At 59.2% G+C, this 22,725-nt stretch carries 23 protein-coding genes; 16 read left to right on the forward strand and 7 right to left on the reverse strand.

Annotated features, from left to right (window positions below; translation table 11 throughout):
- Positions 1-183: 183 nt before the first annotated feature.
- From GIW79_RS12325 to GIW79_RS12345, 5 genes are all read left to right on the forward strand, one after another.
- Positions 184-1,092, forward strand: coding sequence for a carbohydrate ABC transporter permease (locus GIW79_RS12325; protein WP_003193765.1), 909 nt, complete (start codon positions 184-186; stop codon positions 1,090-1,092).
- Complete coding sequence (locus GIW79_RS12330) at positions 1,085-1,930, forward strand: carbohydrate ABC transporter permease (protein ID WP_034128525.1); 846 nt, start codon at positions 1,085-1,087, stop codon at positions 1,928-1,930. Before GIW79_RS12325 ends, GIW79_RS12330 begins: the two co-directional genes overlap by 8 nt.
- Before the next feature lie 2 nt (positions 1,931-1,932).
- Entirely contained in the window at positions 1,933-3,093 is a 1,161-nt protein-coding gene (locus tag GIW79_RS12335; protein ID WP_054918234.1) for an ABC transporter ATP-binding protein, read from the forward strand.
- Positions 3,094-3,178: 85 nt separating this feature from the next.
- Complete coding sequence (locus GIW79_RS12340; protein WP_054918236.1) at positions 3,179-4,525, forward strand: carbohydrate porin; 1,347 nt, start codon at positions 3,179-3,181, stop codon at positions 4,523-4,525.
- 102 nt (positions 4,526-4,627) lie between these two features.
- Complete coding sequence (locus GIW79_RS12345) at positions 4,628-5,473, forward strand: D-hexose-6-phosphate mutarotase (protein ID WP_054918237.1); 846 nt, start codon at positions 4,628-4,630, stop codon at positions 5,471-5,473.
- A gap of 188 nt (positions 5,474-5,661) precedes the next feature.
- On the opposite strand, the gene GIW79_RS12350 is transcribed toward GIW79_RS12345, so the two are convergent.
- The gene (locus GIW79_RS12350; protein ID WP_236455026.1) at positions 5,662-6,522 is read right to left on the reverse strand and encodes a MurR/RpiR family transcriptional regulator; all 861 of its coding nucleotides are present in this window, start codon (positions 6,520-6,522) and stop codon (positions 5,662-5,664) included.
- 220 nt (positions 6,523-6,742) lie between these two features.
- Between GIW79_RS12350 and zwf the strand changes: the two genes are divergently transcribed.
- Genes zwf through GIW79_RS12365 form a run of 3 tightly spaced genes read left to right on the forward strand, consistent with a single transcriptional unit; the run spans position 6,743 to position 9,592 of the window.
- Entirely contained in the window at positions 6,743-8,209 is a 1,467-nt protein-coding gene (zwf, locus tag GIW79_RS12355; protein WP_034128521.1) for a glucose-6-phosphate dehydrogenase, read from the forward strand.
- Positions 8,196-8,909 carry a 6-phosphogluconolactonase gene (gene pgl / locus GIW79_RS12360; protein WP_034128520.1) on the forward strand — a complete coding sequence of 238 codons (714 nt, stop codon included), beginning with the start codon at positions 8,196-8,198 and terminating at the stop codon, positions 8,907-8,909. The genes zwf and pgl overlap by 14 nt, the downstream gene beginning before the upstream one ends.
- Before the next feature lie 17 nt (positions 8,910-8,926).
- The gene (locus tag GIW79_RS12365) at positions 8,927-9,592 is read left to right on the forward strand and encodes a bifunctional 4-hydroxy-2-oxoglutarate aldolase/2-dehydro-3-deoxy-phosphogluconate aldolase (RefSeq protein ID WP_026067364.1); all 666 of its coding nucleotides are present in this window, start codon (positions 8,927-8,929) and stop codon (positions 9,590-9,592) included.
- Between the two features lie 204 nt (positions 9,593-9,796).
- Here GIW79_RS12365 and GIW79_RS12370 read toward each other — a convergent pair whose 3' ends face one another.
- Entirely contained in the window at positions 9,797-10,972 is a 1,176-nt protein-coding gene (locus tag GIW79_RS12370; protein ID WP_072448469.1) for an aminotransferase class V-fold PLP-dependent enzyme, read from the reverse strand.
- A 10-nt stretch (positions 10,973-10,982) separates the two neighbouring features.
- Complete coding sequence (locus GIW79_RS12375) at positions 10,983-11,219, reverse strand: DUF3820 family protein (RefSeq protein ID WP_003193750.1); 237 nt, start codon at positions 11,217-11,219, stop codon at positions 10,983-10,985.
- A gap of 204 nt (positions 11,220-11,423) precedes the next feature.
- Here GIW79_RS12375 and GIW79_RS12380 point away from each other — a divergent pair, with 204 nt between their 5' ends.
- Positions 11,424-11,891 carry a ferritin-like domain-containing protein gene (locus GIW79_RS12380; RefSeq protein WP_034128518.1) on the forward strand — a complete coding sequence of 156 codons (468 nt, stop codon included), beginning with the start codon at positions 11,424-11,426 and terminating at the stop codon, positions 11,889-11,891.
- 145 nt (positions 11,892-12,036) lie between these two features.
- Here the strand turns inward: GIW79_RS12380 and GIW79_RS12385 are convergent, their stop codons facing one another.
- Both GIW79_RS12385 and GIW79_RS12390 read right to left on the reverse strand, forming a co-directional pair.
- On the reverse strand, positions 12,037-12,507 hold the full coding sequence (locus GIW79_RS12385) for a MaoC family dehydratase (RefSeq protein WP_003193747.1): 471 nt from the start codon (positions 12,505-12,507) through the stop codon (positions 12,037-12,039).
- Between the two features lie 56 nt (positions 12,508-12,563).
- On the reverse strand, positions 12,564-13,508 hold the full coding sequence (locus tag GIW79_RS12390) for an alpha/beta hydrolase (protein WP_054918239.1): 945 nt from the start codon (positions 13,506-13,508) through the stop codon (positions 12,564-12,566).
- Positions 13,509-13,727: 219 nt separating this feature from the next.
- Between GIW79_RS12390 and fadD2 the strand changes: the two genes are divergently transcribed.
- Positions 13,728-15,416: a long-chain-fatty-acid--CoA ligase FadD2 gene (gene fadD2, locus GIW79_RS12395; RefSeq protein WP_034128516.1), complete on the forward strand. Its 1,689-nt coding sequence runs from the start codon at positions 13,728-13,730 to the stop codon at positions 15,414-15,416.
- Between the two features lie 381 nt (positions 15,417-15,797).
- Complete coding sequence (fadD1, locus tag GIW79_RS12400) at positions 15,798-17,489, forward strand: long-chain-fatty-acid--CoA ligase FadD1 (protein WP_034128515.1); 1,692 nt, start codon at positions 15,798-15,800, stop codon at positions 17,487-17,489.
- 162 nt (positions 17,490-17,651) lie between these two features.
- Here the strand turns inward: fadD1 and GIW79_RS12405 are convergent, their stop codons facing one another.
- Positions 17,652-18,029: a hypothetical protein gene (locus GIW79_RS12405; RefSeq protein ID WP_003193739.1), complete on the reverse strand. Its 378-nt coding sequence runs from the start codon at positions 18,027-18,029 to the stop codon at positions 17,652-17,654.
- Positions 18,030-18,230: 201 nt separating this feature from the next.
- Between GIW79_RS12405 and GIW79_RS12410 the strand changes: the two genes are divergently transcribed.
- The 3 genes from GIW79_RS12410 (at position 18,231) to def (ending at position 20,090) form a co-directional block, all read left to right on the forward strand.
- Positions 18,231-18,416 (forward strand): CsbD family protein, encoded by a 186-nt coding sequence (locus tag GIW79_RS12410; RefSeq protein ID WP_003193737.1) that lies wholly within the window; start codon positions 18,231-18,233, stop codon positions 18,414-18,416.
- A 184-nt stretch (positions 18,417-18,600) separates the two neighbouring features.
- Positions 18,601-19,554 carry a YihY/virulence factor BrkB family protein gene (locus GIW79_RS12415; protein ID WP_032895581.1) on the forward strand — a complete coding sequence of 318 codons (954 nt, stop codon included), beginning with the start codon at positions 18,601-18,603 and terminating at the stop codon, positions 19,552-19,554.
- Complete coding sequence (gene def, locus GIW79_RS12420; protein ID WP_034128513.1) at positions 19,551-20,090, forward strand: peptide deformylase; 540 nt, start codon at positions 19,551-19,553, stop codon at positions 20,088-20,090. The genes GIW79_RS12415 and def overlap by 4 nt, the downstream gene beginning before the upstream one ends.
- Positions 20,091-20,207: 117 nt before the next feature.
- On the opposite strand, the gene GIW79_RS12425 is transcribed toward def, so the two are convergent.
- Positions 20,208-20,627: a GNAT family N-acetyltransferase gene (locus GIW79_RS12425; protein ID WP_054896707.1), complete on the reverse strand. Its 420-nt coding sequence runs from the start codon at positions 20,625-20,627 to the stop codon at positions 20,208-20,210.
- A 302-nt stretch (positions 20,628-20,929) separates the two neighbouring features.
- Between GIW79_RS12425 and GIW79_RS12430 the strand changes: the two genes are divergently transcribed.
- Positions 20,930-21,859: a fatty acid desaturase gene (locus GIW79_RS12430; RefSeq protein ID WP_072448470.1), complete on the forward strand. Its 930-nt coding sequence runs from the start codon at positions 20,930-20,932 to the stop codon at positions 21,857-21,859.
- A gap of 9 nt (positions 21,860-21,868) precedes the next feature.
- Complete coding sequence (locus tag GIW79_RS12435; RefSeq protein ID WP_072448471.1) at positions 21,869-22,660, forward strand: phosphate/phosphite/phosphonate ABC transporter substrate-binding protein; 792 nt, start codon at positions 21,869-21,871, stop codon at positions 22,658-22,660.
- Positions 22,661-22,725: the final 65 nt, after the last annotated feature.

Raw genomic sequence — 22,725 nt, forward strand, 5'->3', positions numbered from 1 at the left:
AGTCGAAAACGACACCCTGGACGGGGGCAGCGGGCGAGGTGGGGGGGGGGTGCGGCCGCGGGGGGGGGCGAAGAGCGCCCGCACAGCTTGCGACTGCTACGCAGTCGAGCGGGAGCAAGCTCCCTCGCCACAAAGGCGGGTTCCTGCAGGCTGTAGTCCTTTTTCCCTGTACTGGATTTTCCCATGAGTTCTGTTGCTGTGTTCAGCAAGGCCTCGCCATTCGATGTGCTGCAGCGCTGGCTCCCTAAACTGGTGCTGGCGCCGAGCATGTTCATCGTGCTGGTGGGCTTTTATGGCTACATCCTGTGGACGTTCGTGCTGTCGTTCACCACCTCGACCTTCCTGCCCAGCTACAAATGGGCGGGCCTGGCGCAGTATCAGCGGCTGTTCGATAACGACCGCTGGTGGGTGGCGAGCAAGAACCTGGCCGTGTTCGGCGGCATGTTCATCGGTATCACCCTGGTGATCGGCGTGCTGCTGGCGATCTTCCTCGACCAGAAAATCCGCCGCGAAGGCTTTATCCGCACCATTTACCTGTACCCGATGGCGCTCTCCATGATCGTCACCGGTACCGCCTGGAAATGGCTGCTCAACCCGGGCATGGGCCTGGACAAACTCCTGCGGGACTGGGGCTGGGAAGGCTTCCGTCTCGATTGGCTGATCGACCCGGACCGCGTGGTCTACTGCTTGGTGATTGCCGCTGTGTGGCAAGCCTCGGGCTTTATCATGGCGATGTTCCTCGCCGGCCTGCGCGGTGTTGATCAGTCGATCATCCGCGCTGCGCAGATCGACGGCGCGAGCCTGCCGCGTATCTACTGGAGCGTGGTGCTGCCCAGCCTGCGTCCGGTGTTCTTCAGTGCGGTGATGATCCTGGCGCACATTGCGATCAAGAGCTTCGACCTGGTGGCGGCAATGACCGCAGGCGGCCCGGGCTACTCGTCCGACCTGCCGGCTATGTTCATGTACTCGTTCACCTTCAGTCGCGGCCAGATGGGCATGGGTTCGGCCAGTGCAATCCTGATGCTCGGTGCGATCCTCGCGATCATTGTGCCGTACCTGTATTCCGAGCTGAGGACCAAGCGCAATGACTAGTCTCGCCACCAAACCTGCCATCAGCCTGAGCCGCATCGCGATCTACGCGGTGCTGATCCTGGCGGTGCTGCTGTACCTGGTGCCGCTGGTGGTGATGCTGCTCACCAGCTTCAAGACCCCGGAAGACATCAGCACCGGTAACCTGCTGAGCTGGCCCACCGTGGTCAGCGGCATCGGCTGGGTCAAGGCCTGGGCCACCGTGGATGGCTACTTCTGGAACTCGATCAAGATCACCGTTCCTGCTGTGCTCATCTCTACCGCCATTGGCGCCTTGAACGGCTACGTGCTGTCGTTCTGGCGCTTCCGCGGTTCGCAGCTGTTCTTCGGCCTGCTGCTGTTCGGCTGCTTCCTGCCGTTCCAGACTGTGCTGCTGCCCGCGTCGTTCACCCTCGGCAAGATGGGCCTGGCCAGCACCACCACCGGCCTGGTGTTTATCCACGTGGTCTACGGCCTGGCGTTCACCACGCTGTTTTTCCGTAACTATTACGTGAGCATCCCGGATGCGTTGATCAAGGCAGCACGCCTGGACGGAGCGGGTTTTTTCACCATCTTCCGCCGGATCATCCTGCCGATGTCGACGCCGATCATCATGGTCTGCCTGATCTGGCAGTTCACCCAGATCTGGAACGACTTCCTGTTCGGTGTGGTGTTCTCCAGCGGCGATTCCCAGCCCATCACGGTGGCGCTGAACAACCTGGTCAACACCAGTACCGGGGCCAAGGAATATAACGTGGATATGGCGGCGGCGATGATCGCCGGGCTGCCGACCCTGCTGGTCTATGTGATCGCAGGCAAGTATTTCGTGCGCGGCCTCACGGCCGGCGCGGTCAAGGGGTAATCATGGCTACGCTTGAACTTCGCAATGTAAACAAGACCTATGGCGCCGGCCTGCCCGACACCTTGAAGAACATTGAACTGTCGATCAAGGAAGGCGAGTTCCTCATCCTGGTCGGCCCGTCGGGCTGTGGTAAATCCACGCTGATGAACTGCATCGCCGGCCTTGAGACCATCACCGGCGGCGCGATCATGATCGGTGATCAAGACGTGAGCGGCATGAGCCCCAAGGACCGTGACATCGCCATGGTGTTCCAGTCCTACGCGCTGTACCCGACCATGAGCGTGCGCGAGAACATCGAGTTCGGCCTCAAGATCCGCAAGATGCCGCAAGCCGACATCGACGCCGAAGTGGCGCGCGTGGCCAAGTTGCTGCAGATCGAACACCTGCTCAACCGCAAGCCGGGCCAGTTGTCCGGTGGCCAGCAACAGCGCGTGGCCATGGGCCGTGCCCTGGCGCGTCGGCCGAAGATCTACCTGTTCGACGAACCGCTGTCCAACCTCGACGCCAAGCTGCGGGTCGAGATGCGTACCGAAATGAAGCTGATGCACCAGCGTCTGAAAACCACCACCGTCTACGTGACCCACGACCAGATCGAAGCGATGACCCTGGGCGACAAAGTGGCGGTGATGAAGGACGGCATCATTCAGCAATTCGGCACCCCGAAGGAAATTTACAACGACCCTGCCAACCTGTTTGTGGCAAGCTTTATCGGTTCACCACCGATGAACTTCGTTCCCATGCGTCTAAAACGACAGAACGGTGGTCTGGTCGCGCTGCTCGACAGCGGCCAGGCCCGTTGCGAGTTGCCGCTGGGCGTGAATGACGCCGGGTTGGAAGACCGCGATGTGATCCTAGGCCTGCGCCCGGAGCAGATCGTGCTGGCAGCGGGCGAGGGCAACGGCTCGTCGAGCATTCGCGCCGAAGTGCAGGTGACCGAGCCTACCGGCCCGGACACCCTGGTGTTTGTGCAGCTCAATGACACCAAGGTCTGCTGCCGTTTGGCGCCGGACGTGGCACCGCAAGTGGGCGAGACACTGACCTTGCAGTTCGACCCGGCCAAGGTATTGCTGTTTGACGCCAAGACCGGTGAGCGGTTGGGCGCAGTGGCTTCATTGCCGGCACAGGGGCATGCCGACAATGTGACCCAGTTCAAGGGGCGTTGAGCAAGATAAGTGATTGTTTTAGTTAAAAAATGTAACCCGCGTTAGATAAAAACAGTTTAATAACAATAAAGACGAGGATGTAGGGATGAAAAAGCAACACAACAACACCCGGCTGATCTGCCAACTGTCAGCGGCAGCAGCCCTTGTATTGTCCGCCAATGCGATGGCGGCCGATGCATTCAGCGCCGATTCCAAGTGGATGACCGGCGATTGGGGCGGCGAGCGTACCAAGCTGATCGAGCAAGGTATCGACATCAAGGCCGACTACGTGGGCGAGATGGGCTACAACGCCCACGGCGGCTACAACGACGACAAGACCGGTCGTTACTCCGACCAGTTCGGTCTGGGCGTGGCGCTGGACCTGCAAAAACTGTGGGGCTGGGATAACACCCAGGCCAAGATCCAGTTGACCAATCGTAATGGCCAGAACATCTCCAATGACCGCATTGGCGACCCGCGTGCCGGCACCTTGAGTTCCTCGCAAGAAGTGTATGGCCGTGGCCACATGGTGCGTCTGACCCAGTTCTGGATTCAGCACCAGATGTTCGACAACAAGCTGGACGTGAAGCTCGGTTACTTCGGTGAAGGCGAAGACTTCAACACCTTCCCTTGCGACTTCCAGAACCTGTCGTTCTGCGGCTCGCAGGTCGGTAACTACGTCAATACCTGGTACAACTGGCCGGTCGCCCAGGCCGCTATCCGCGTGAAATACAACATCACGCCTGAGCTGTATGCGCAAATCGGTGCCTACAACCAGAACCCGTCGCAGTTGGAGCACGGCAACGGCTTCAAACTCAGCGGCAGTGGTACCAAGGGCACCGTGATTCCGGTGGAATTGGTCTGGTCGCCGAAGGTTAATAACCTGCCGGGCGAATACCGTGTGGGTTTCTATAAAAGTGCGGCCGATGCTCCGGATGTACGTGAAGACGTCAACGGTAACGATGCGGTCCTCAGCGGCGCCGACTTCCGTACCCGCAGCAGCAAGAAAGGCTACTGGTTCGTTGCGCAACAGCAACTCACCACCCATAACGGCGACGCTTCCCGTGGCCTGAACATTGCAGCCAACGCGACCTTCCATGACAAGGAAACCAACCTGGTCGACAACTACCAGTCGTTGATGCTCGTGTACAAAGGCCCATTCGACGCGCGTCCAAAAGATGACGTCGGCATTGGCGTCGCTCGCCTGCATGTCAACGATGACGTGAAGAAGAACTCTCAATTGCTCAACGCCGCCAATGGTGTGAGCGACTACGACAATCCGCTGTACACGCCGATTCGTGAGACTGAGTACAACGTCGAACTCAACTACGGTTTCCACGTCACCAACTGGCTGACTGTGCGTCCGAACCTGCAGTACGTTGTCCAGCCTGGCGGCGTGGATAAAGTCGACAACGCGCTGGTAGCGGGCCTGAAAATTCAGTCTACGTTCTAACGCTGTTGCGATAAGCTCCTCTCTCTGTGCGCATTTGCGGGTAGCCAGCCATGGCTATCCGCTTTTTTTTGCGTGGCACTGTGATATTCGGGACCTGGGCACATGCACGAGCAACCGCTGCAACGCTTTTTCAAATCCCTGCGCGAGCGTCCGGTGTTCGCCTGGGAGCGCTTTCAGATGCGCGATGTGTTGGTGATCGACCACCCCCTGTGCCAGGCGGTGTTCAGTCGCCAGGGCGCGCAATTGCTGCACTTTCAACCTACGGGCCAGAAGCCGTGGCTGTGGTGTGCCGCCAAATGGCCGCAAGTCGGGGCTATCCGTGGTGGCGTACCGGTGTGCTGGCCGTGGTATGGCCGCCACCCCAGCGAAAATGCCTGGCCGTCCCACGGATGGGCCCGCTTGATCGACTGGAAACTGCTCGACAGCAGCACCGATGACGACGGCGTGCGCCTGCTCTGGCAATTGCAACTGTGCGACTGGCAGGTGGACTTGCACGCGCACCTGGGTGACACCCTGGAACTGCGCCTGAGCACCGAGCATCACGACGAGCTGCCGTGCCAGTTGAGTCATGCATTGCACGCTTACTGGCGTATTGGTCACGTCGATGAGGTAGCGCTGTCTGGGCTCGAAGGAGCACAAGGTTACGACCAGCTCAATCGCCAGGTTTGCCAGCAGGAAGGTGAATTGCGGGTCGATGGCGGATGCCAGCGGGTGTTCCAGCATGAGGGCGAATTGCAGCTCAAGGACCACGCCTGGCAGCGTGAACTGTGCATCGACACCGGCGACAGCGCCGACACGGTGGTGTGGCACCCGGGGAGCCGGCCGCTGTTGGGCGTGAGCTTTAACGAAGCGTCGGGGTTTGTGTGCGTAGAGGCGGCGATGGCGGCGGCGAGCCTGGCGCCGGGGGAGAGGGCCCACTTGAGTTTACAGGCCAGGGCAGGGGTTTAGCGGTGTGGCTGATGGCGCTATCGCAGGTACTGCTGGAAGAGCTGCCTGCTAGTTGCATTCATGATCGTTCCCACGCTCCGCGTGGGAATGCAGCCTATGACGCTCCGCGTCACGACGCTAAAGGCAGACGCAGAGCGTCCAGTGAGGCATTCCCACGCGGAGCGTGGGAACGATCAGTTGACACGGATTTAGTTGAATTCATCCCCCACCGGATATCGGCTGTCATTCAAGCTCTCTTTGATTTTCCGCAAATGCGGCTGAAAATCTACGCCACGGCGCAACGTCATGCCGGTCGCCAACACATCCAGCACCGTCAATTGAATGATCCGCGAGGTCATCGGCATATAGATATCGGTATCTTCCGGCAACGGGATGTTCAGGCTCACCGTACTGGCCTTGGCCAGCGGCGAGTTTTCGGCGGTCACGCCCAGCACTGACGCACCGTTTTCCCGAGCGATACGCGCCACTTCCACCAGCTCGCGGGTACGGCCGGTGTAGGAAATGATCACGAACAACTCACCGGTGTGCGCCACCGAGGCGATCATGCGTTGCATCAGCACGTCGGCATGGGCGGTCACCGCCAGGTTGAAGCGGAAGAACTTGTGCAACGCGTCCATGGCGACGGGGGCCGAAGCGCCGAGGCCAAAGAAGTGGATTTGCCGCGCCTGGATCAACAAGTCCACGGCCTTGCTGATCAGCGCCGGGTCCAGGGCCTGGCACGCACTGTCCAAAGAGGCAATGGCGCTGCCAAAGATCTTCTGGGTGTAGGCCTCGGGGTTATCATCGGCCTCCACGGCGCGGCTGACATACGCGGCGCCACTGGCCAGGCTTTGCGCCAACTGCAATTTGAGTTCAGGGTAACCGCTGACACCGAATGAACGGCAGAAGCGGTTGACCGTCGGTTCACTGACCGAGGCGGCCTGGGCGAGGGCGGCGATCGAGAAGCGTGTGGCCTGCTGCGGGTTGAGCAGGATCACTTCAGCGACTTTGCGCTCGGCCTTGTTCAATTCTTCGAGGCGGCTCCGGATCTGTTCCAGAAGATTTCGCACGCGGTCCATTCAGTCTTTCCTTCGGGCGACGATGCAAATAAAAAGGCGGTAACCAATCGATGAGTGGCTTTTCGCGGTGGCCTATCCTACTGAGGGTAGCTGAACACCACCACTCGCAATGCGTATTTCGGGAAAATGTTGTGGTTATTACTACATTTTTCCTTGAGTGATGCCTTGAAAAAAGGTATTTGTAGCTTAACTTGATAAAAGAACAAACATCATGCCTTCGATAACCGTGGAACCCTGCACCTTTGCCCTGTTTGGCGCCTTGGGTGATCTGGCGCTGCGCAAGTTATTTCCTGCCCTTTATCAACTCGATGGCGCCGGGTTGCTGCACGACGACACACGCATCCTGGCCCTGGCCCGTGAAGCCGGCTCCGAGCAGCAACACCTGGCCCATATCGAAAAAGAATTGCGTAAATACGTCGGCAAAGAGCTCGACGAAGCCGTGGCCCAGCGTTTCCTCGCACGCCTGGCTTATGTGCATGTCGACTTCATGAAGGCCGACGACTACGTCGCCCTGGCCGAAAAAGCCGGCAGCGAGCAACGCCTGATTGCCTACTTCGCTACCCCGGCGGCGGTATACGGCGCGATCTGCGAAAACCTGTCCAAGGTCGGCCTGGCGGAAAATACCCGCGTAGTGCTGGAAAAACCCATCGGTTCGGACCTGGAGTCGTCGCGCAAGGTCAACGACGCCGTGGCGCAGTTCTTTCCGGAAAACCGCACCTATCGCATCGACCACTACCTGGGCAAAGAGACGGTACAGAACCTGATCGCCCTGCGTTTCGCCAACAGCCTGTTCGAAACCCAGTGGAATCAGAACTACATCTCCCACGTGGAAATCACCGTGGCCGAGCAGGTTGGCATCGAAGGCCGTTGGGGTTACTTCGACAAGGCTGGCCAGCTGCGCGACATGATCCAGAATCACTTGTTGCAACTGCTTTGCCTGATTGCCATGGACCCGCCTGCCGACCTGTCCGCCGACAGCATCCGCGACGAGAAGGTCAAGGTGCTCAAGGCCCTGGCGCCGATCAGCCCCGAGGGCCTGACCACTCAGGTAGTCCGTGGCCAGTACATCGCCGGCTACAGCGCTGGTAAAGCCGTGCCGGGTTACCTGGAAGAAGACAACTCCAATACCCAGAGCGACACCGAGACGTTCGTTGCCCTGCGTGCCGATATCCGTAACTGGCGCTGGGCCGGCGTGCCGTTCTACCTGCGTACCGGCAAGCGTATGCCGCAAAAACTGTCGCAGATCGTCATTCACTTCAAGGAACCGTCCCACTACATCTTCGCCCCGGAGCAGCGCCTGCAAATCAGCAACAAGCTGATCATCCGCCTGCAGCCGGACGAAGGTATTTCCCTGCGTGTGATGACCAAGGAGCAGGGCCTGGACAAAGGCATGCAACTGCGCAGCGGACCACTGCAATTGAATTTTTCCGACACCTATCGCAGCGCACGCATCCCCGATGCCTACGAGCGATTGTTGCTGGAAGTGATGCGCGGCAATCAGAACCTGTTTGTTCGCAAAGATGAAATCGAAGCCGCGTGGAAGTGGTGTGACCAGTTGATCGCCGGGTGGAAAAAATCCGGTGATGCGCCCAAGCCGTATGCGGCGGGGTCCTGGGGGCCGATGAGCTCCATTGCACTGATCACGCGGGATGGGAGGTCGTGGTATGGCGATATCTGAATTGAAACTGCCTCAGGGCGTCACTGCCCATGAGTACCGTACGCCTGCGCTGCTGGCCGATGGCCTGGCCAATGACGTGGCTGAACAACTGCGCTCGGCCATCAGTGCCCGTGGCGAGGCGACGTTGGTGGTGTCCGGTGGCCGCAGCCCCGTGGCGTTTTTCCAGAACCTGGCCAAGCAGGGCCTGGACTGGTCCAAGGTCACCATCACCCTTGCCGATGAACGCTGGGTGCCGGTCGAACATGCCGACAGCAATGCTGGCCTGTTGAAGCAACACTTGCTGCAAGGTCCGGCGGCCAAGGCGAAGTTCTTGAGCCTGTACAGCCCCGCTGCCAATCTTGAAGACGCTGCCGAGCAGGCCGATCGCCTGCTGGGCGAGTTGCCAGCCATTGATGTGCTGGTGCTGGGCATGGGCGATGACGGCCACACCGCATCGCTGTTCCCCAACAGCCCTAACCTGAGCGAAGCGCTTAAGGCCGACGGTACCCGCCGTTGCTGGCCGATGCTGGCGCCCACTGTGCCGCACCAGCGCCTGACCATGAGTCGTGCGCTGCTGGCCACGGCCAGCTACACCGTGCTGTCGATTTCCGGCAGTTCGAAATTGACTACCTTGAGCGCCGCCCTGGCCAGCGACGATGTTGCTGCCATGCCGATTCGCGCGTTTTTGCAACCTACTCTAGAGATTTACTGGTGCCCATGAGCCAAGGATCAGCCGCTATGAAAAGCCCTCAACCGACCGTGTCCATGGCGGATAAAGTTGCCTTGATCGACAGCCTCTGCGCCAAGGCGCGGATCCTGCCGGTGATCACCATCGCCCGCGAGCAGGACATCCTGCCGCTGGCCGACGCCCTGGCCGCTGGCGGTTTGACCGCGCTGGAGGTGACCCTGCGTTCCGAGTTCGGCCTCAAGGCCATTCAGGTCTTGCGCGAGCAACGTCCTGAACTGTGCACTGGTGCCGGTACCGTGCTCGATCGTCACATGCTCGAAGCGGCAGAAGTGGCAGGCTCGCAATTTATCGTCACCCCCGGCATCACCCGTGACTTGCTGGAAGCCTCGGTGCACAGCCCGATCCCGCTGCTGCCGGGCATCAGCAATGCCTCCGGCATCATGGAAGGCTACGGCCTGGGTTATCGCCGCTTCAAGCTGTTCCCGGCTGAAGTCAGCGGTGGTGTTGCTGCCATCAAGGCTCTCGGCGGCCCGTTCGGCGAAGTCAAATTCTGCCCGACTGGCGGTGTTGGCCCGGCCAACATCAAGAGCTACATGGCGTTGAAAAACGTGATGTGCGTGGGCGGCAGTTGGATGCTGGATCCGGAGTGGGTCAAGAACGGCGACTGGGCGCGTATCCAGGAAGTCACTGCCCAGGCGCTGGCGCTGCTGGACTGAACTGATTTATCGAATCGTTGTTGCTGTGCTTAACGGCATTTTTGCGGCGCACTTGGTCGGTGTGCCGCTTTTTTTTGCCTGTAAAAAACCTCAAGCACATCGCCGCTCTGAAGGTGGGGGCTGGCTTGCCTGCGATAGCCATTTATCAGTTAGCCCATCTTTGGCTGATACACCGTTATCGCAGGCAAGCCAGCTCCCACAGTTTTAAACGGTGTTTAGTTTGGTGATCGCATGGACTAGCGCATTGATGTCCGCCGCCGACGTCACCAGCCCCGGCGTCACCCGGATACAGGTGCCAAACGCTGCCCCCGTGCGCGTAGTGGTGAACAGGCCGTGCTCCTTGAGCAACCTGTCCGCCATCGCCTGCTGATTACGCCCGATGAACTTGAAGGCTGTGATCCCGCAATACAGTCGCGGGTCATCCGAGGTCAGCACTTCAATTCCCGGCAACGGCCGTACCTGGTTTACCCACAGGTTGCGCAGGTAATTGACGCGTGCGCCCTTGGCCGCCGCGCCACCCAACTGTCGATGCTCTTCAAATACCAGGGGCAATGTCATCAGCGCCGGAAAGTTCGGCGTGCTGTAGGACGTACGCGCTCGCACATCGGTGGCTGGGTAGTGAAACTCGCCCATATCCGGGTCGATATCGGCCAGGCGCTCTGGTGCGATATACAAAAAGCCCAGGGTCAGCGGCGCGCCGATCCATTTGTGCAGGTTGAAGCCTGCGAACTGAATGCCCAGTTCGGCCAGGTTGAAGTCGATCTGGCCCAAGGCGTGCGCGCCGTCGAGGATCACGTCGATTGCACGTTCGCGCGCGGCCTTGGCAATGTCCGCAACCGGCATGACCAGGCCCGTACGGTGGGTCACATGGGTCAAGGCCATTAATTTCAGACGCGGGTACTGCACAAACGCATCGTGATAAGTCTGCACCAGGCTGTCGAAACTGGCCGGGTGGGTGTGGGCCACCTCTATCACTTCCACGCCGCGAATCGCTGTCAGCCAGCGCATGGCGCCTTTGACCGTGTCGTACTCCAGGTCGCTGATCAGCACCTGGTCGCCCGGTTGCAGGCGGTTGTAGTTACGGATCAGCGACTGCAAGGCTTCGGTGGCGTTACGGGTGAAAGCGACCGATTCGGGGTCGACATCAATCAACCCGGCCAACTGGCGGCGTATCTCGTTGTTTTCGCCCTGCTCAAAACGCTGGCGCACATGCACAGAGTTGCTGCGGTTGATAAAGCTGATGTGCTCAAGGTACTGGGCCTGCACCGCCCGGCTCATGCGCCCGAAGTAGCCGTTTTCCAGGTTGATCGGACCGGGCTCGTATTCATAGCGTTGGGCGATGGCCTGCCAGTGCGGGTCGTTATCGGCATTCCTTGGCATGGTGAGTCTCTTAGTGGCGGGGGGCGGGTCTGCCATGTTTGGCGCGCAGTGGTTCAAGCAATTCGGACAGGCCGTTGTGGTCGATTTCCTGCATCAAGGCCAGCAAACCGCCCAGTTCCCCGTGGGGGAAACCTTCACGGGCGAACCAATTCAGGTAGGGCCCAGGCAGGTCGGCAATGATCCGGCCTTTGTATTTGCCAAAGGGCATTTGGCGGGTGATCAGCAGTTCGAGTTTTTCGGGATTCATGAGCGTCGTAGGGTTGAGGCCAGGCTTTCGAAAATACAGGCATTCTGCATGAAGGCCAAATGACAGATCATGCAAATAACCAACATACAGATGGTTCAATAATTCGTAAGTTATTGAAAATAAACATAAAAATAATTTTTATAAACCTGGCACGGGCGCTGCAATAACCAAGGCAACCTTCTAACCCGTACAAGGAATTGAAAAATGACTGATATCAACAAAGAATCGATCTCCGTACTGAACGACCTGATCGAGACCAGCATCGACGGCCAAAAGGGTTTCAAGGAATGCGCTGAAGACATCAAGCATCCGGAACTCAAGGCATTGTTTGCCAAGCGTGCTGTTGATTGCGGTACCGCTGCCGAAGAACTGAAAACTGCTGTGCGTGCCCTGGGCGGCGATCCAGAGAAGTCCGGTAGTGTTGCCGGCGCCCTGCACCGTGGCTGGGTCGACGTGAAGTCGATGGTCACCGGCAAGGACGAAGAGGCCGTATTGAACGAAGCCGAGCGCGGTGAAGACCACGCACTGAAGGCTTACAAGGAAGCGATCGAGAAGATCAACAAGCACAACCTGGTGGGCATTCGTGACTTGGTTGAGCGTCAGTACCACGGTGTACAGCGCAACCACGACCAGGTAAAAGCCCTGCGTAACCAGGCTCGCGCTCAGTCGTAAGACCTGAGGTAAGACCTACGCTGGACCTAGTGTGGGAGCGGGCTTGCTCGCGAAAGCGGTGGATCAGTCACTGTTGTATTGGCTGATACACCGCATTCGCGGGCGAGCCCGCTCACATTTTTTTATGCAAAGGCTGGAATGTAGATCAGCCGATGCTGATTGGCGGCAGCTCGGTCAGGGTCACGACTTGCTGTTTGCGCGGCGCCAGAATCTCCGCCTCGCCATCGACTACCAACTCATCACGCTGGTTGAACACCCGAGTGGCAATGCGCACGCGAAACTTCGGCAGTTTCTCGAGGATTTCCAAGCGCACGGTCAAGGTGTCGCCGATCTTCACCGGTTTCTGGAAGGTCATTTGCTGGCCGATATAGATCGTGCCCGGCCCAGGCAGCTCGCAGGCCACTGCCGCGCTGATCAGCGCGCCGCTGAACATGCCGTGGGCAATCCGCTCCTTGAACATGGTCGCCTTGGCGTATTCAGCGTCCAGGTGCACCGGGTTGTGGTCACCCGACATGGCGGCGAACAGCTGGATATCGCGCTCTTCGACGGTTTTGCTGAAGCTGGCAGTCTGGCCCACTTCAAGCGCTTCGTACGGGGTGTTGGTTACCTGGGTCATCTCAACGTGCATCCTGTGGCTTAACGGTAATTAATCGGCTGATTTTAAAGCAAAAACTATTCGCAGCGGGTGGGCCTGCGCAACGCCAGCGCCTGGTCGAGCCAGGTCAGCAGGTCGGCGGTGACTTCATCACGGTTGGTTTCGTTGAATACTTCATGGCGCGCCTGCGGGTAAAGCGTCAATTGCACGTCTTGGCAACCGGCCTCACGCAGGGCGTGGGCCAGGTGCTTGAGACGCTTGCCTTCACTCACCGGATCACGATCGCCGCCCATCACCAGGATCGGCAGGCCGGGATCAATCTGCGCCAGGTTGGAGACTTTGCTGATCTGCTGCAAGCCGCCCAACAGGTCGATCCACAGTTGATTGGTGCAACGAAAGCCACAGAGTGGGTCGTTGATGTAGTTGTCCACTTCAACCGGGTCGCGGCTGAGCCAGTCAAACGCGGTGCGATTGGGTTTGAAGGCTTTGTTGAATGAGCCGAACGACAAGAAGTCGATCAACGCACTGCGCCCTCGCATGCCTTGGCGTGCACGTTCGATGCGCGCAATGATTTGCGCTGCACGGTAGAGGGCCACCGGCTGGAAATTCGAGCCGCTGAGTATTGCGCCATGCAAGCTGGCGCTGTGATGCAGCAAGTATGCCTGGGAGATATAGCTGCCCATGCTGTGGCCCAGCAAGATGATCGGCAGCCCGGGATGCTGTTGGCCGATGTGCTGATTAAGGCTGGCCAGATCGCCCACGACTTTGTTCCAGCCATCCGTTTCAGCATATAGCCCAACGGTGCCGGCCTCGGCGGTACGGCCATGCCCACGCTGGTCCAGCGCATATACGCCATACCCTGCGCCACACAACGCTTGCGCCAGGCGCGCATAGCGACCGCCGTGCTCGGCCATGCCATGGGAAATCATCACCACGGCCCTGGGCGGGCCGTCGGGCATCCATTGGTTGACGTACAGACGGGTGTGGTCGTTCGCGGTCAGCCAGAAGGTGCTGTGGTTCATGGCGGCTTCCTTTGCTCAGGGTGGTTGCATTGTATAGCTCATCCGGCGTGGGGCGGGGTATCTGCCTACGCCTTAGGTACAAGATTCATACAATCAATGACACAGTTCAGCGTCTTGCCTGTTTGGCCATAGCTGCTAACTTCCCCAAAGCTCCGCTTCTTATTGCTGCACATCTGCATGGCAGCGGCCGGACACACTCAGGTAAAGAGGACAAGAATAATGCAACCTGATTTCTGGAATGACAAACGCGCGGCGGGAGTCCCCAATGCCATCGACCTCAGCACCTACACGTCGGTGATCGAGGTCTTCGAGCGTTCCTGCAAGACCTTTGCCGACCGTCCGGCATTCAGCAGCATGGGCATTACCCTCACCTACGCCGAGCTTGAGCGCCAGAGTGCGGCGTTTGCCGGTTACCTGCAGCAGCACACCGACCTCAAGCCCGGCGAGCGCATCGCGGTGCAGCTGCCCAACGTGCTGCATTACCCGGTTGCGGTGTTCGGCGCACTGCGCGCCGGGCTGATCGTGGTCAACACCAACCCGCTTTATACGCCGCGCGAGATGCGCCATCAGTTCAAGGATGCCGGTGTGCGGGCGCTGGTCTACCTCAACCTGTTCGGTTCACGTGTGCAGGAGGTGTGCACCGACACGGAGATCGACTACCTGATAGAAGCCAGGATGGGCGATTTCATGCCCGCCGCCAAAGGCTGGCTGGTCAACACCGTGGTCGACAAGGTGAAGAAGATGGTCCCGGCCTATCACCTGCCGCGGGCGGTTTCGTTCAAGCGCGCCCTGCGCATGGGCGCGGGCCTTGGGGTGACGCGCCATCCGGTGACCCTGGACGACGTCGCCGTGCTGCAATACACCGGCGGCACCACTGGGCTGGCCAAGGGCGCGATGCTCACTCACGGCAACCTGGTGGCGAACATGCAGCAAGTGCGGGCGTGCATGTCGCAACTGGGCGACGACGGCCATCCGCTGATCAAGGAAGGGCAGGAGGTGATGATTGCACCGCTGCCGCTGTACCACATCTATGCATTCACGGCCAATTGCATGTGCATGATGGTCTCCGGTAATCACAACGTGCTGATCACCAACCCACGGGACATCGGCGGGTTTATCAAGGAGCTCAAACAGTGGCAGTTCTCCGGCCTGTTGGGGCTCAACACACTGTTTGTGGCGCTGATGGACCACCCGGATTTCAAGACCCTGGATTTCTCCCACCTGAAGATTACCAACTCCGGCGGCACCGCCCTGGTCAAGGCCACGGCGGAACGCTGGAAAGCGGTGACCGGCTGCGCCATCGGCGAAGGCTACGGCCTCACCGAAACCTCGCCAGTGGCCAGTACCAACCCCTACGGCGGCCTGTCACGCCTGGGTACCGTGGGCATCCCGGTGCCGGGTACGGCGATGAAGGTCGTGGATGACCTGGGGCAAGAACTGCCGTTGGGCGAGCGCGGCGAACTGTGCATCCAGGGCCCACAAGTGATGAAGGGCTACTGGCAGCAACCGGCCGCCACCGCCGAAACCCTGGACGCCGATGGCTGGTTGAAGACCGGTGACATTGCGGTGATCGACACCGATGGCTACATCAGTATTGTGGATCGCAAGAAGGATTTGATCATCGTCTCGGGTTTCAACGTGTACCCCAACGAAATCGAAGACGTGATCATGGCCCACCCGGCCGTGGCCAACTGCGCCGTGATCGGCGTACCGGACGAGCGCACGGGGGAGGCGGTGAAGCTGTTCGTGGTGGCACGGGCCCAGGGGGTGAGCCTCGAGGAACTGAAGGCGTACTGCAAGGCCAACTTCACGGGGTACAAGGTGCCCAAGCATATTGTGTTGAGAGAGTCGTTGCCGATGACGCCGGTGGGGAAAATTCTGCGCCGGGAGCTGCGCGACATCGCTTGAATTGAAATAGGGTAAAAAAATGTGGGAGCTGGTTTGCCCGCGATAGCAGTGTTTCAGTCGCCTGTTGAATTGACTGATCCATCGCTATCGCAGGCAAGTCAGCTCCCACACTGTATTTTTCGCCCGTGAGAGCCTGTTCTAGAGCCATTTCTGGAGTTATAGAATTTTTGCTCTAAAAGTGACCATTGGATGTTCTTGAGTCATGTTTATGACTGTAGGGGCCTCTTTTGGCTCTAGGCGGCCCTTGGCAAAGCTGCTACTCTCGGCGCGCTTTGTGACTTCTAGGCCTGCTTGAAAGCGCCAGACTCACCTAAAAACATACACCAATAATAATCGCATCAAATGCGATGATGAATTCGCGTCGCTGAGGAGTGGGCTTCCATGAATGAAGACTTTTGGAAGGATAAGTACCCCGCCGGGATTGCTGCACAGATCAATCCAGACGAGTATCCGAATATTCAGGCGGTACTGAAGCAGTCCTGCCAGCGCTTCGCCAACAAACCGGCTTTCAGCAACCTGGGCAAGACAATCACCTACGGTGAACTGTACGAATTGTCCGGCGCATTCGCCGCGTATCTGCAACAGCATACCGATTTGAAGCCTGGCGATCGAATCGCCGTGCAACTGCCCAACGTTCTGCAATACCCCGTCGCTGTATTCGGTGCGATCCGCGCCGGCCTGATCGTGGTCAACACCAACCCGCTGTATACCGCGCGGGAGATGGAACACCAATTCAATGATTCGGGGGCCAAGGCCCTGGTTTGCCTGGCCAACATGGCGCACCTGGCTGAAAAAGTCGTGCCCAAGACCGCCGTCAAGCACGTGATCGTCACCGAAGTTGCCGACCTGCTCTCGCCGTTCAAGCGCGTGCTGATCAACAGCGTGATCAAATACGTAAAGAAAATGGTCCCGGCCTATCATCTGCCCCAGGCCATCAAGTTCAACGACGTACTCGCCAAGGGCCATGGCCAGCCGGTCAACGATGCCAGCCCGGCCAGCGGCGATGTGGCCGTGTTGCAATACACCGGCGGTACCACCGGCGTGGCCAAGGGCGCGATGCTGACCCACCGCAACCTCGTCGCCAACATGCTGCAATGCAAGGCGCTGATGGGCTCCAACCTCAATGAAGGCTGCGAGATCCTGATCACGCCGCTACCGCTCTACCACATCTATGCCTTCACCTTTCATTGCATGGCGATGATGCTGATCGGCAACCACAACATCCTGATCAGCAACCCGCGCGACCTGCCGGCGATGGTCAAGGAACTGTCGAAGTGGAAGTTCAGCGGCTTCGTCGGCCTCAACACCCTGTTCGTGGCACTGTGCAACAACGAAGGTTTCCGCAAGCTGGACTTCTCTGCGCTGAAGGTCACCCTATCGGGCGGCATGGCGTTGCAGCTGGCGGCGGCGGAGCGTTGGAAGGCCGTGACCGGCTGCGCGATCTGCGAAGGCTACGGCATGACCGAAACCAGCCCGGTGGCCACGGTCAACCCGATCCAGCACATCCAGATCGGCACCATCGGCATTCCGGTGCCTTCCACCGCGTGTAAAGTCATCGCCGACGACGGTACCGAGCTTGCACTGGGCGAAACTGGCGAGTTGTGCGTGAAAGGTCCGCAAGTGATGAAGGGCTACTGGCAGCGCCAGGAAGCTACCGACGAGATGCTTGACAGCGAGGGTTGGCTGAAGACCGGCGACATCGCGATCATCCAGCCAGACGGCTACATGCGTATCGTCGACCGCAAGAAGGACATGATTCTGGTCTCCGGCTTCAACGTCTACCCCAACGAGCTGGAAGACGTGCTGGCGGGCCTGCCGGGTGTGCTGCAGTGTGCGGCTATCGGCGTACCGGATGAAAAATCCGGCGAGCACATCAAGTTGTTCATCGTGGTCAAGCCAGGGGCTACCCTGACCAAGGACCAGGTGATGGAGCACATGCGCGCCAACGTCACCGGCTACAAAGTGCCCAAGGCCGTGGAGTTCCGTGATGCGCTGCCGACCACCAACGTGGGCAAGATCCTGCGGCGTGAATTGCGTGATGAAGAACTGAAGAAACTCGGTCTTAAAAAGTAACCCATAAAAAACCCCGCCGATGCGGGGTTTTTTATGAGGGCGCTGGCGAAACACTTACCCCCGTGGGAGCTGGCTTGCCTGCGATAGCGCTACAGCAGCCATTGCTGTATCGCCTGACTCACTGCCATCGCGGGCAAGCCCGCTCCCACAGGGTTACCGGGCTTACAACGCGAACTGCGCGAAGCTCACACCCGCACCGGCGGGGCGTACGTCCTTCAAGAACGAGTCCTTATCCGCGCTTAGCTCCAGGGTAATCTCCGGCTTGCGCTTGCCCGCATTGCGTACCACCAGCCCTTCGAGTTTTTCACGCAGGAACACGGTCGGCACCTTCAGGTGCAGCAACTGGTCGGTGTCGGCGTTGTGCATCAACAAGTGGATCCACTCGTACTGGCCCACGGCAATACGCCCCACCGGCAGGTCGAACCACCAGATGTTGCGTTTGCGGTCCAGGTCGGTGAAGTGGCAGTTGTTGACGCCGAGTACGGCACCGCCCAGTTCCTGGTTTCTGCGGGCAATGGCCTGTGCTTTATTGAGTTTCATAACCTTCCTACGGGATCTGTTATTCAGCGTTGCAGCCTGAATGTGCCGGGCATTCTCGTGGGTTGGCTGCAAAACATAAAGCCAAACCTGCCGCTTTCGATGAAATGCTTGCGCAAAAATAATTGAAACTCTGCCGTTGCGCTTCAGGTCAACCGCTACGTAGTGACCAAAAACCATTTGATTGTTATCAGGAGTAATACCATGAGCAGCACTTCCGATAAGGTAAAGGGCTTGGCGAACGAAGCTGTCGGTAACATCAAGCAAGGCGTCGGTAAAGTCACAGACAATGACAAGCTGCGTGCTGAAGGCGTGATCCAAGAGAAAAAAGGCGAAGCTCAGCAAGCAGTGGGCAAGACCAAGGACGCAGTGAAAAAAGCCACTGAGTAACACGTCCTGGCTGGCTGACCCCAGCAGCCCGACGGCCATCCACGGATGGCCGTTTTTGTATCCGGTGCTGCAACTAAACTTTCGAAGAAATTGTTTCAAAGTCGCCAAATGGGCTACTTTGATGTAGAAAACGGCCCCTGAGTCGCCCACGAACTCAACCTCTTTTGCGGCGAAAGGAGACGCTATGCTTTTTCCAGTACTCGATGGTCTCAAGCTGCACAAGGTGCTGGTACGCACCATCAAGGAATTCGTCGATGACGAGATGCCTACCTACGCCTCGGCACTGGCCTACCAGATGCTGTTCTCTTTGTTTCCGTTCCTGCTGTTCCTCATTGCCCTGATCGGCTTCCTGCACTTGCCCGACTTCTTCAGTTGGCTGCGCCTGCAATCGGAGCTGGTGTTGCCTCCCCAGGCGCTGGAACAGGTCAACCCGGTGATCGATCAGTTGCAGCAGTCCAAGGGCGGCTTGCTCTCGGTGGGTATCGTTATCGCACTGTGGACGGCCTCTGCGGGCGTGCGCCTGATGATGAGCGCCATGAACGCCGCCTACGATGTGGTTGAAGGTCGGCCGATCTGGAAGCGTTTCCCGCTGTCGATTTTCTACACCGTGGGTATCGCCGGCATGCTGCTGGCGGCCGCCGCGCTGATGGTGCTGGGCCCGCAAGTCATGGAGTGGCTGGCCGGGCAGATTGGCATGCAGGAATTCGTGGTCACGCTGTGGACCATCCTGCGCTGGCCGCTGATTGTGATCTTGCTGATGTTCGCCGTGGCCCTCATGTACTACGTGATGCCGGACGTCGAGCAGGAATTTCGCTTTATCACCCCCGGCTCCGTCTTGGCCGTGGTGGTATGGATCGTCGCCTCCCTGGGCTTTGGCTACTACGTCAAGACCTTCGCGGACTACAACGCCATGTATGGCAGTATCGGTGCGATCATTGTCTTGCTCCTGTATTTCTACATCTCTGCCGCCGTACTGCTGCTGGGCGCGGAGATGAACGCGGTGATCGAGCATATGTCTGCCGAGGGCAAGGACCCCGGCGAGAAGGAAATAGGCGAGCCGGGCCACACCGATGAAAAACAACACGTCTCAGGCCTAGGCCGGGACCACTCCAAGCCCATGACCGAGCCTGAACAATGATCCGTGAAATCCTGAAAATGGGCGACGAGCGCCTGCTGCGTATCGCCCCGCCGGTGCCGCCGGAAATGTTCGACAGCCCGGAGTTGTGGCAACTGATCGACGATATGTTCCAGACCATGGAGCACGTGGGCGGCGTTGGCCTGGCGGCGCCGCAGATTGGCGTGGACCTGCAACTGGTGATCTTCGGTTTCGAGGCCAGCGAACGCTACCCGGACGCGCCGCCTGTGCCGCAGACCATCTTGATCAACCCGCTGATCACACCGCTCAGCCCGCTGCAGGAAGAGGGCTATGAAGGTTGCCTGTCAGTGCCCGGCCTGCGCGGCGCCGTGAACCGTTACCAGCAGATCCGCTACGAAGGATTCGACCCCAAAGGCGAGCCGATCGTACGTTTTGCCGACGGCTTCCATGCGCGGGTGGTGCAGCATGAGTGCGACCATTTGATCGGCCGGCTGTACCCATCGCGGATTACCGACTTCAGCAAATTCGGTTTTATTGAAGTGATGTTCCCGGAGCTGGACCCAACGGCTGACGAATAGCCCCTCTGAACCCACAGTTCAACTGTGGGAGCTGGCTTGCCTGCGATAGCGGTGGGCCAGCTACCTTATTTGTAGCTGATACACCGCCATCGCAGGCAAGCCAGCTCCCACATTGGATCAGTGTTTTGGGGCATTGAGCCCCATCGCAATCATCGGTTTATTGCGCTTGTAACGCACCAGCCGCTCACTCAGCGATTGCGGCAAAACCGTGTCCTGGCTGAACCCCATGCCCTGATACAACCCTTCCAGGTCCGGATGGCACAGCAACCAGACCGTCCCCTCACAACCTGCCACGGCCTCGCCAATCAGTCGCGCCGCCAGCTGCTGGCCACGATAAGTCGGCGCCACAAACACCCCCGTCAGCCACTGCCCACCCATCACCGGGCTCAAGCACAAGCCGGCCACGATCTCGGCATCTCGCACTACCCACAAACGGCCGCCCTTGAGCGCCTTCATCGATGAATTGTGGCTGCGGTAAAACTTGTTCAGCAGTGGCCACAGAGGCTCGGCCAGCGGTTCGATGTGCATTGGGGGCATGGGGTTCAGACAAGCATTATCCAGGGCAGGGGATTATAAGCGCCTTCTGCCGGGCAATAGGTGGTATACCCAGTGCTACATCCCCTGTTAGTGGAGCATGCATCATGGCCAAAGGTATGGATTCAAAGAAAGCCGCGAAGAAAAAACCGGCAAAGACCGCGGATGAAAAACGCGCGGACAAGAAGACCAAAAAATCCGAAGCAGGCCTGTTCGGTCACTGAGTTACACGCTTAGAACCAAACGATCTGCAAGATTTTCCCGCCTCATTGCACAGAGCAGGAAACACCTGCTCTGAGCTGCCGATGGCCAATTACCTTGATCCGACCCACCGCCGGGAAATCGAAGCCCTGGCGACGACCTTTGTGGCAAGAACCGAGTGGCCGACCTGGCTGCTGTTGATCGGCGTGTATGCCGGCTGGTTTGCGGTGATCCTTGGCAGCCGGTGGCTGGGCGTGTGGCTGAGCATGTTGCTGCTGATTCCGCTGCTGACCCTGTGGCTATCGGTGCAGCACGAATTGCTCCACGGCCACCCGACCCGTTCGTTATGGCTGAATAAACTCCTCGGCTATGCCCCTTTCGCGGTGTGGTATCCCTACACGCTGTACCGCGACAGCCACCTGTTGCACCATAACGACCATGACCTGACCCTGCCGGGCATCGACCCGGAAAGCCGCTACCTCAATCAGCAGCAATGGAACAACAGCTCACTGTTCGAACGTGGCGTGCATTGGCTGACCAAGACCGTGCTTGGCCGCTTCCTGCTGGCTGCGCCGTTGGCGATTGGCCGGTTGGCACGTCACGAGTTTCAACGCCTGCCCCAGGTATGGCCGATGTGGCTGGCCCACGGCGCCGTCACTGTGCTGATGCTGAGTTTCATCGCCTACTACAGCGCGCTTGCGGTGTGGCACTACCTGCTGCTGGTCAGCGTGCCAGCCTTGTCCCTGGCCTCGATCCGTTCCTACTATGAGCACCGCCCCCATCCTCGGCCGGAACAGCGCACAGTGCTCAACGAAGCATCCTGGCCCTGGGCCTGGCTGTTTCTCAACAACAATCTGCACCTGGTGCACCACGATCTGCCAAAGTTGCCGTGGTACCTGCTGCCCAGGGTGTACCGTGCCCGGCGCGAGCAGTGGCTGGCGCGCAGCGGTGGTTTCCTGTTGCATGGCTACGGCCAGTTGATCAGCCGTCACGGCCTCAAGGCCATCGACAGTCCCCTGCACCCGTTTGCCTGAGAGGCGACCATGAGTGAGCACTACGCCGACCTGCGCATGTACGTTGCGCCCGAGCCCATCCAGCAGGCCAATCAATACTGGCTGGCGCGCATCCTTGAGCGCTTGAAGCTGCATCGTCTTGATGCCGACCACCTCGACTTGCGCGGCCTGTGGCTGGCGCCGCAATTGCTCGTCAGCCAAACCTGCGGCTACCCGCTGATGACCCAACTGCGCGGCCAGGTGCGCATCATTGGGCGCCCCCGTTACGAGTTGGCCCACAGCAGCCACGGCGAACATTGCAGCCTGCTGTTAACTCGCGCTGACAACCCGCGTACCCGCCTGGCGCAGTTCTACCAGAGCCGCGGCGTGATCAACGGCCACGACTCCAACAGCGGTATGAACCTGCTGCGTGACTGCCTGGCGCCGTTGCAGCGCGACGGGCGTTTCTTCGCCAGCGTCGGCATCAGCGGTGCCCATCGCGAGAGCTTGCGCTGGCTGCGTGAAGGCCACGCCGACCTCGCCGCCATCGACAGCGTCACCTACGACTACCTCGCCCGATTCGCCCCCGAAGAGGTCGCGGGCCTGCGCGTCATCACCCGCAGCGCGCCGAGCCCGACTTTGCCTTACATAGGTGCGCTGGGCTTGAGCGATGCGCAGGTAGCGCAGATTCGTGAGGCGATGAACCTGGCGTTGCAGGACCTGCCGCAGGTGGCGCAAACCCTCGGTGTGCGAGCTGTGGTTCCTGCCAGCGAAGATGACTACCAGGTGGTGCTGGATTACCAGCACAAAGCCGCCAGCATCGGCTATTCGGTACTTCAATAAGGTTATATAAAAATGCGTTTTAAATATTATTAAAGCATAAGAAGCCTTGCTAGGATTGCTTCACC

It is taken from the genome of Pseudomonas sp. PA-7-1E (genome assembly GCF_021605325.1).
GTDB lineage: Bacteria > Pseudomonadota > Gammaproteobacteria > Pseudomonadales > Pseudomonadaceae > Aquipseudomonas > Aquipseudomonas fluorescens_BV.

Excerpts from the sequence above, each read along its gene's own strand:
- GIW79_RS12325 (WP_003193765.1), top strand. The coding sequence starts at position 184 with ATGAGTTCTGTTGCTGTGTTCAGCAAGGCCTCGCCATTCGATGTGCTG.
- GIW79_RS12330 (WP_034128525.1), top strand. The coding sequence starts at position 1,085 with ATGACTAGTCTCGCCACCAAACCTGCCATCAGCCTGAGCCGCATCGCG.
- GIW79_RS12335 (WP_054918234.1), top strand. The coding sequence starts at position 1,933 with ATGGCTACGCTTGAACTTCGCAATGTAAACAAGACCTATGGCGCCGGC.
- GIW79_RS12340 (WP_054918236.1), top strand. The coding sequence starts at position 3,179 with ATGAAAAAGCAACACAACAACACCCGGCTGATCTGCCAACTGTCAGCG.
- GIW79_RS12345 (WP_054918237.1), top strand. The coding sequence starts at position 4,628 with ATGCACGAGCAACCGCTGCAACGCTTTTTCAAATCCCTGCGCGAGCGT.
- zwf (WP_034128521.1), top strand. The coding sequence starts at position 6,743 with ATGCCTTCGATAACCGTGGAACCCTGCACCTTTGCCCTGTTTGGCGCC.
- pgl (WP_034128520.1), top strand. The coding sequence starts at position 8,196 with ATGGCGATATCTGAATTGAAACTGCCTCAGGGCGTCACTGCCCATGAG.
- GIW79_RS12365 (WP_026067364.1), top strand. The coding sequence starts at position 8,927 with ATGAAAAGCCCTCAACCGACCGTGTCCATGGCGGATAAAGTTGCCTTG.
- GIW79_RS12370 (WP_072448469.1), bottom strand. The coding sequence starts at position 10,972 with ATGCCAAGGAATGCCGATAACGACCCGCACTGGCAGGCCATCGCCCAA.
- GIW79_RS12375 (WP_003193750.1), bottom strand. The coding sequence starts at position 11,219 with ATGAATCCCGAAAAACTCGAACTGCTGATCACCCGCCAAATGCCCTTT.
- GIW79_RS12380 (WP_034128518.1), top strand. The coding sequence starts at position 11,424 with ATGACTGATATCAACAAAGAATCGATCTCCGTACTGAACGACCTGATC.
- GIW79_RS12385 (WP_003193747.1), bottom strand. The coding sequence starts at position 12,507 with ATGACCCAGGTAACCAACACCCCGTACGAAGCGCTTGAAGTGGGCCAG.
- GIW79_RS12390 (WP_054918239.1), bottom strand. The coding sequence starts at position 13,508 with ATGAACCACAGCACCTTCTGGCTGACCGCGAACGACCACACCCGTCTG.
- fadD2 (WP_034128516.1), top strand. The coding sequence starts at position 13,728 with ATGCAACCTGATTTCTGGAATGACAAACGCGCGGCGGGAGTCCCCAAT.
- fadD1 (WP_034128515.1), top strand. The coding sequence starts at position 15,798 with ATGAATGAAGACTTTTGGAAGGATAAGTACCCCGCCGGGATTGCTGCA.
- GIW79_RS12405 (WP_003193739.1), bottom strand. The coding sequence starts at position 18,029 with ATGAAACTCAATAAAGCACAGGCCATTGCCCGCAGAAACCAGGAACTG.
- GIW79_RS12410 (WP_003193737.1), top strand. The coding sequence starts at position 18,231 with ATGAGCAGCACTTCCGATAAGGTAAAGGGCTTGGCGAACGAAGCTGTC.
- GIW79_RS12415 (WP_032895581.1), top strand. The coding sequence starts at position 18,601 with ATGCTTTTTCCAGTACTCGATGGTCTCAAGCTGCACAAGGTGCTGGTA.
- def (WP_034128513.1), top strand. The coding sequence starts at position 19,551 with ATGATCCGTGAAATCCTGAAAATGGGCGACGAGCGCCTGCTGCGTATC.
- GIW79_RS12425 (WP_054896707.1), bottom strand. The coding sequence starts at position 20,627 with ATGCCCCCAATGCACATCGAACCGCTGGCCGAGCCTCTGTGGCCACTG.
- GIW79_RS12430 (WP_072448470.1), top strand. The coding sequence starts at position 20,930 with ATGGCCAATTACCTTGATCCGACCCACCGCCGGGAAATCGAAGCCCTG.
- GIW79_RS12435 (WP_072448471.1), top strand. The coding sequence starts at position 21,869 with ATGAGTGAGCACTACGCCGACCTGCGCATGTACGTTGCGCCCGAGCCC.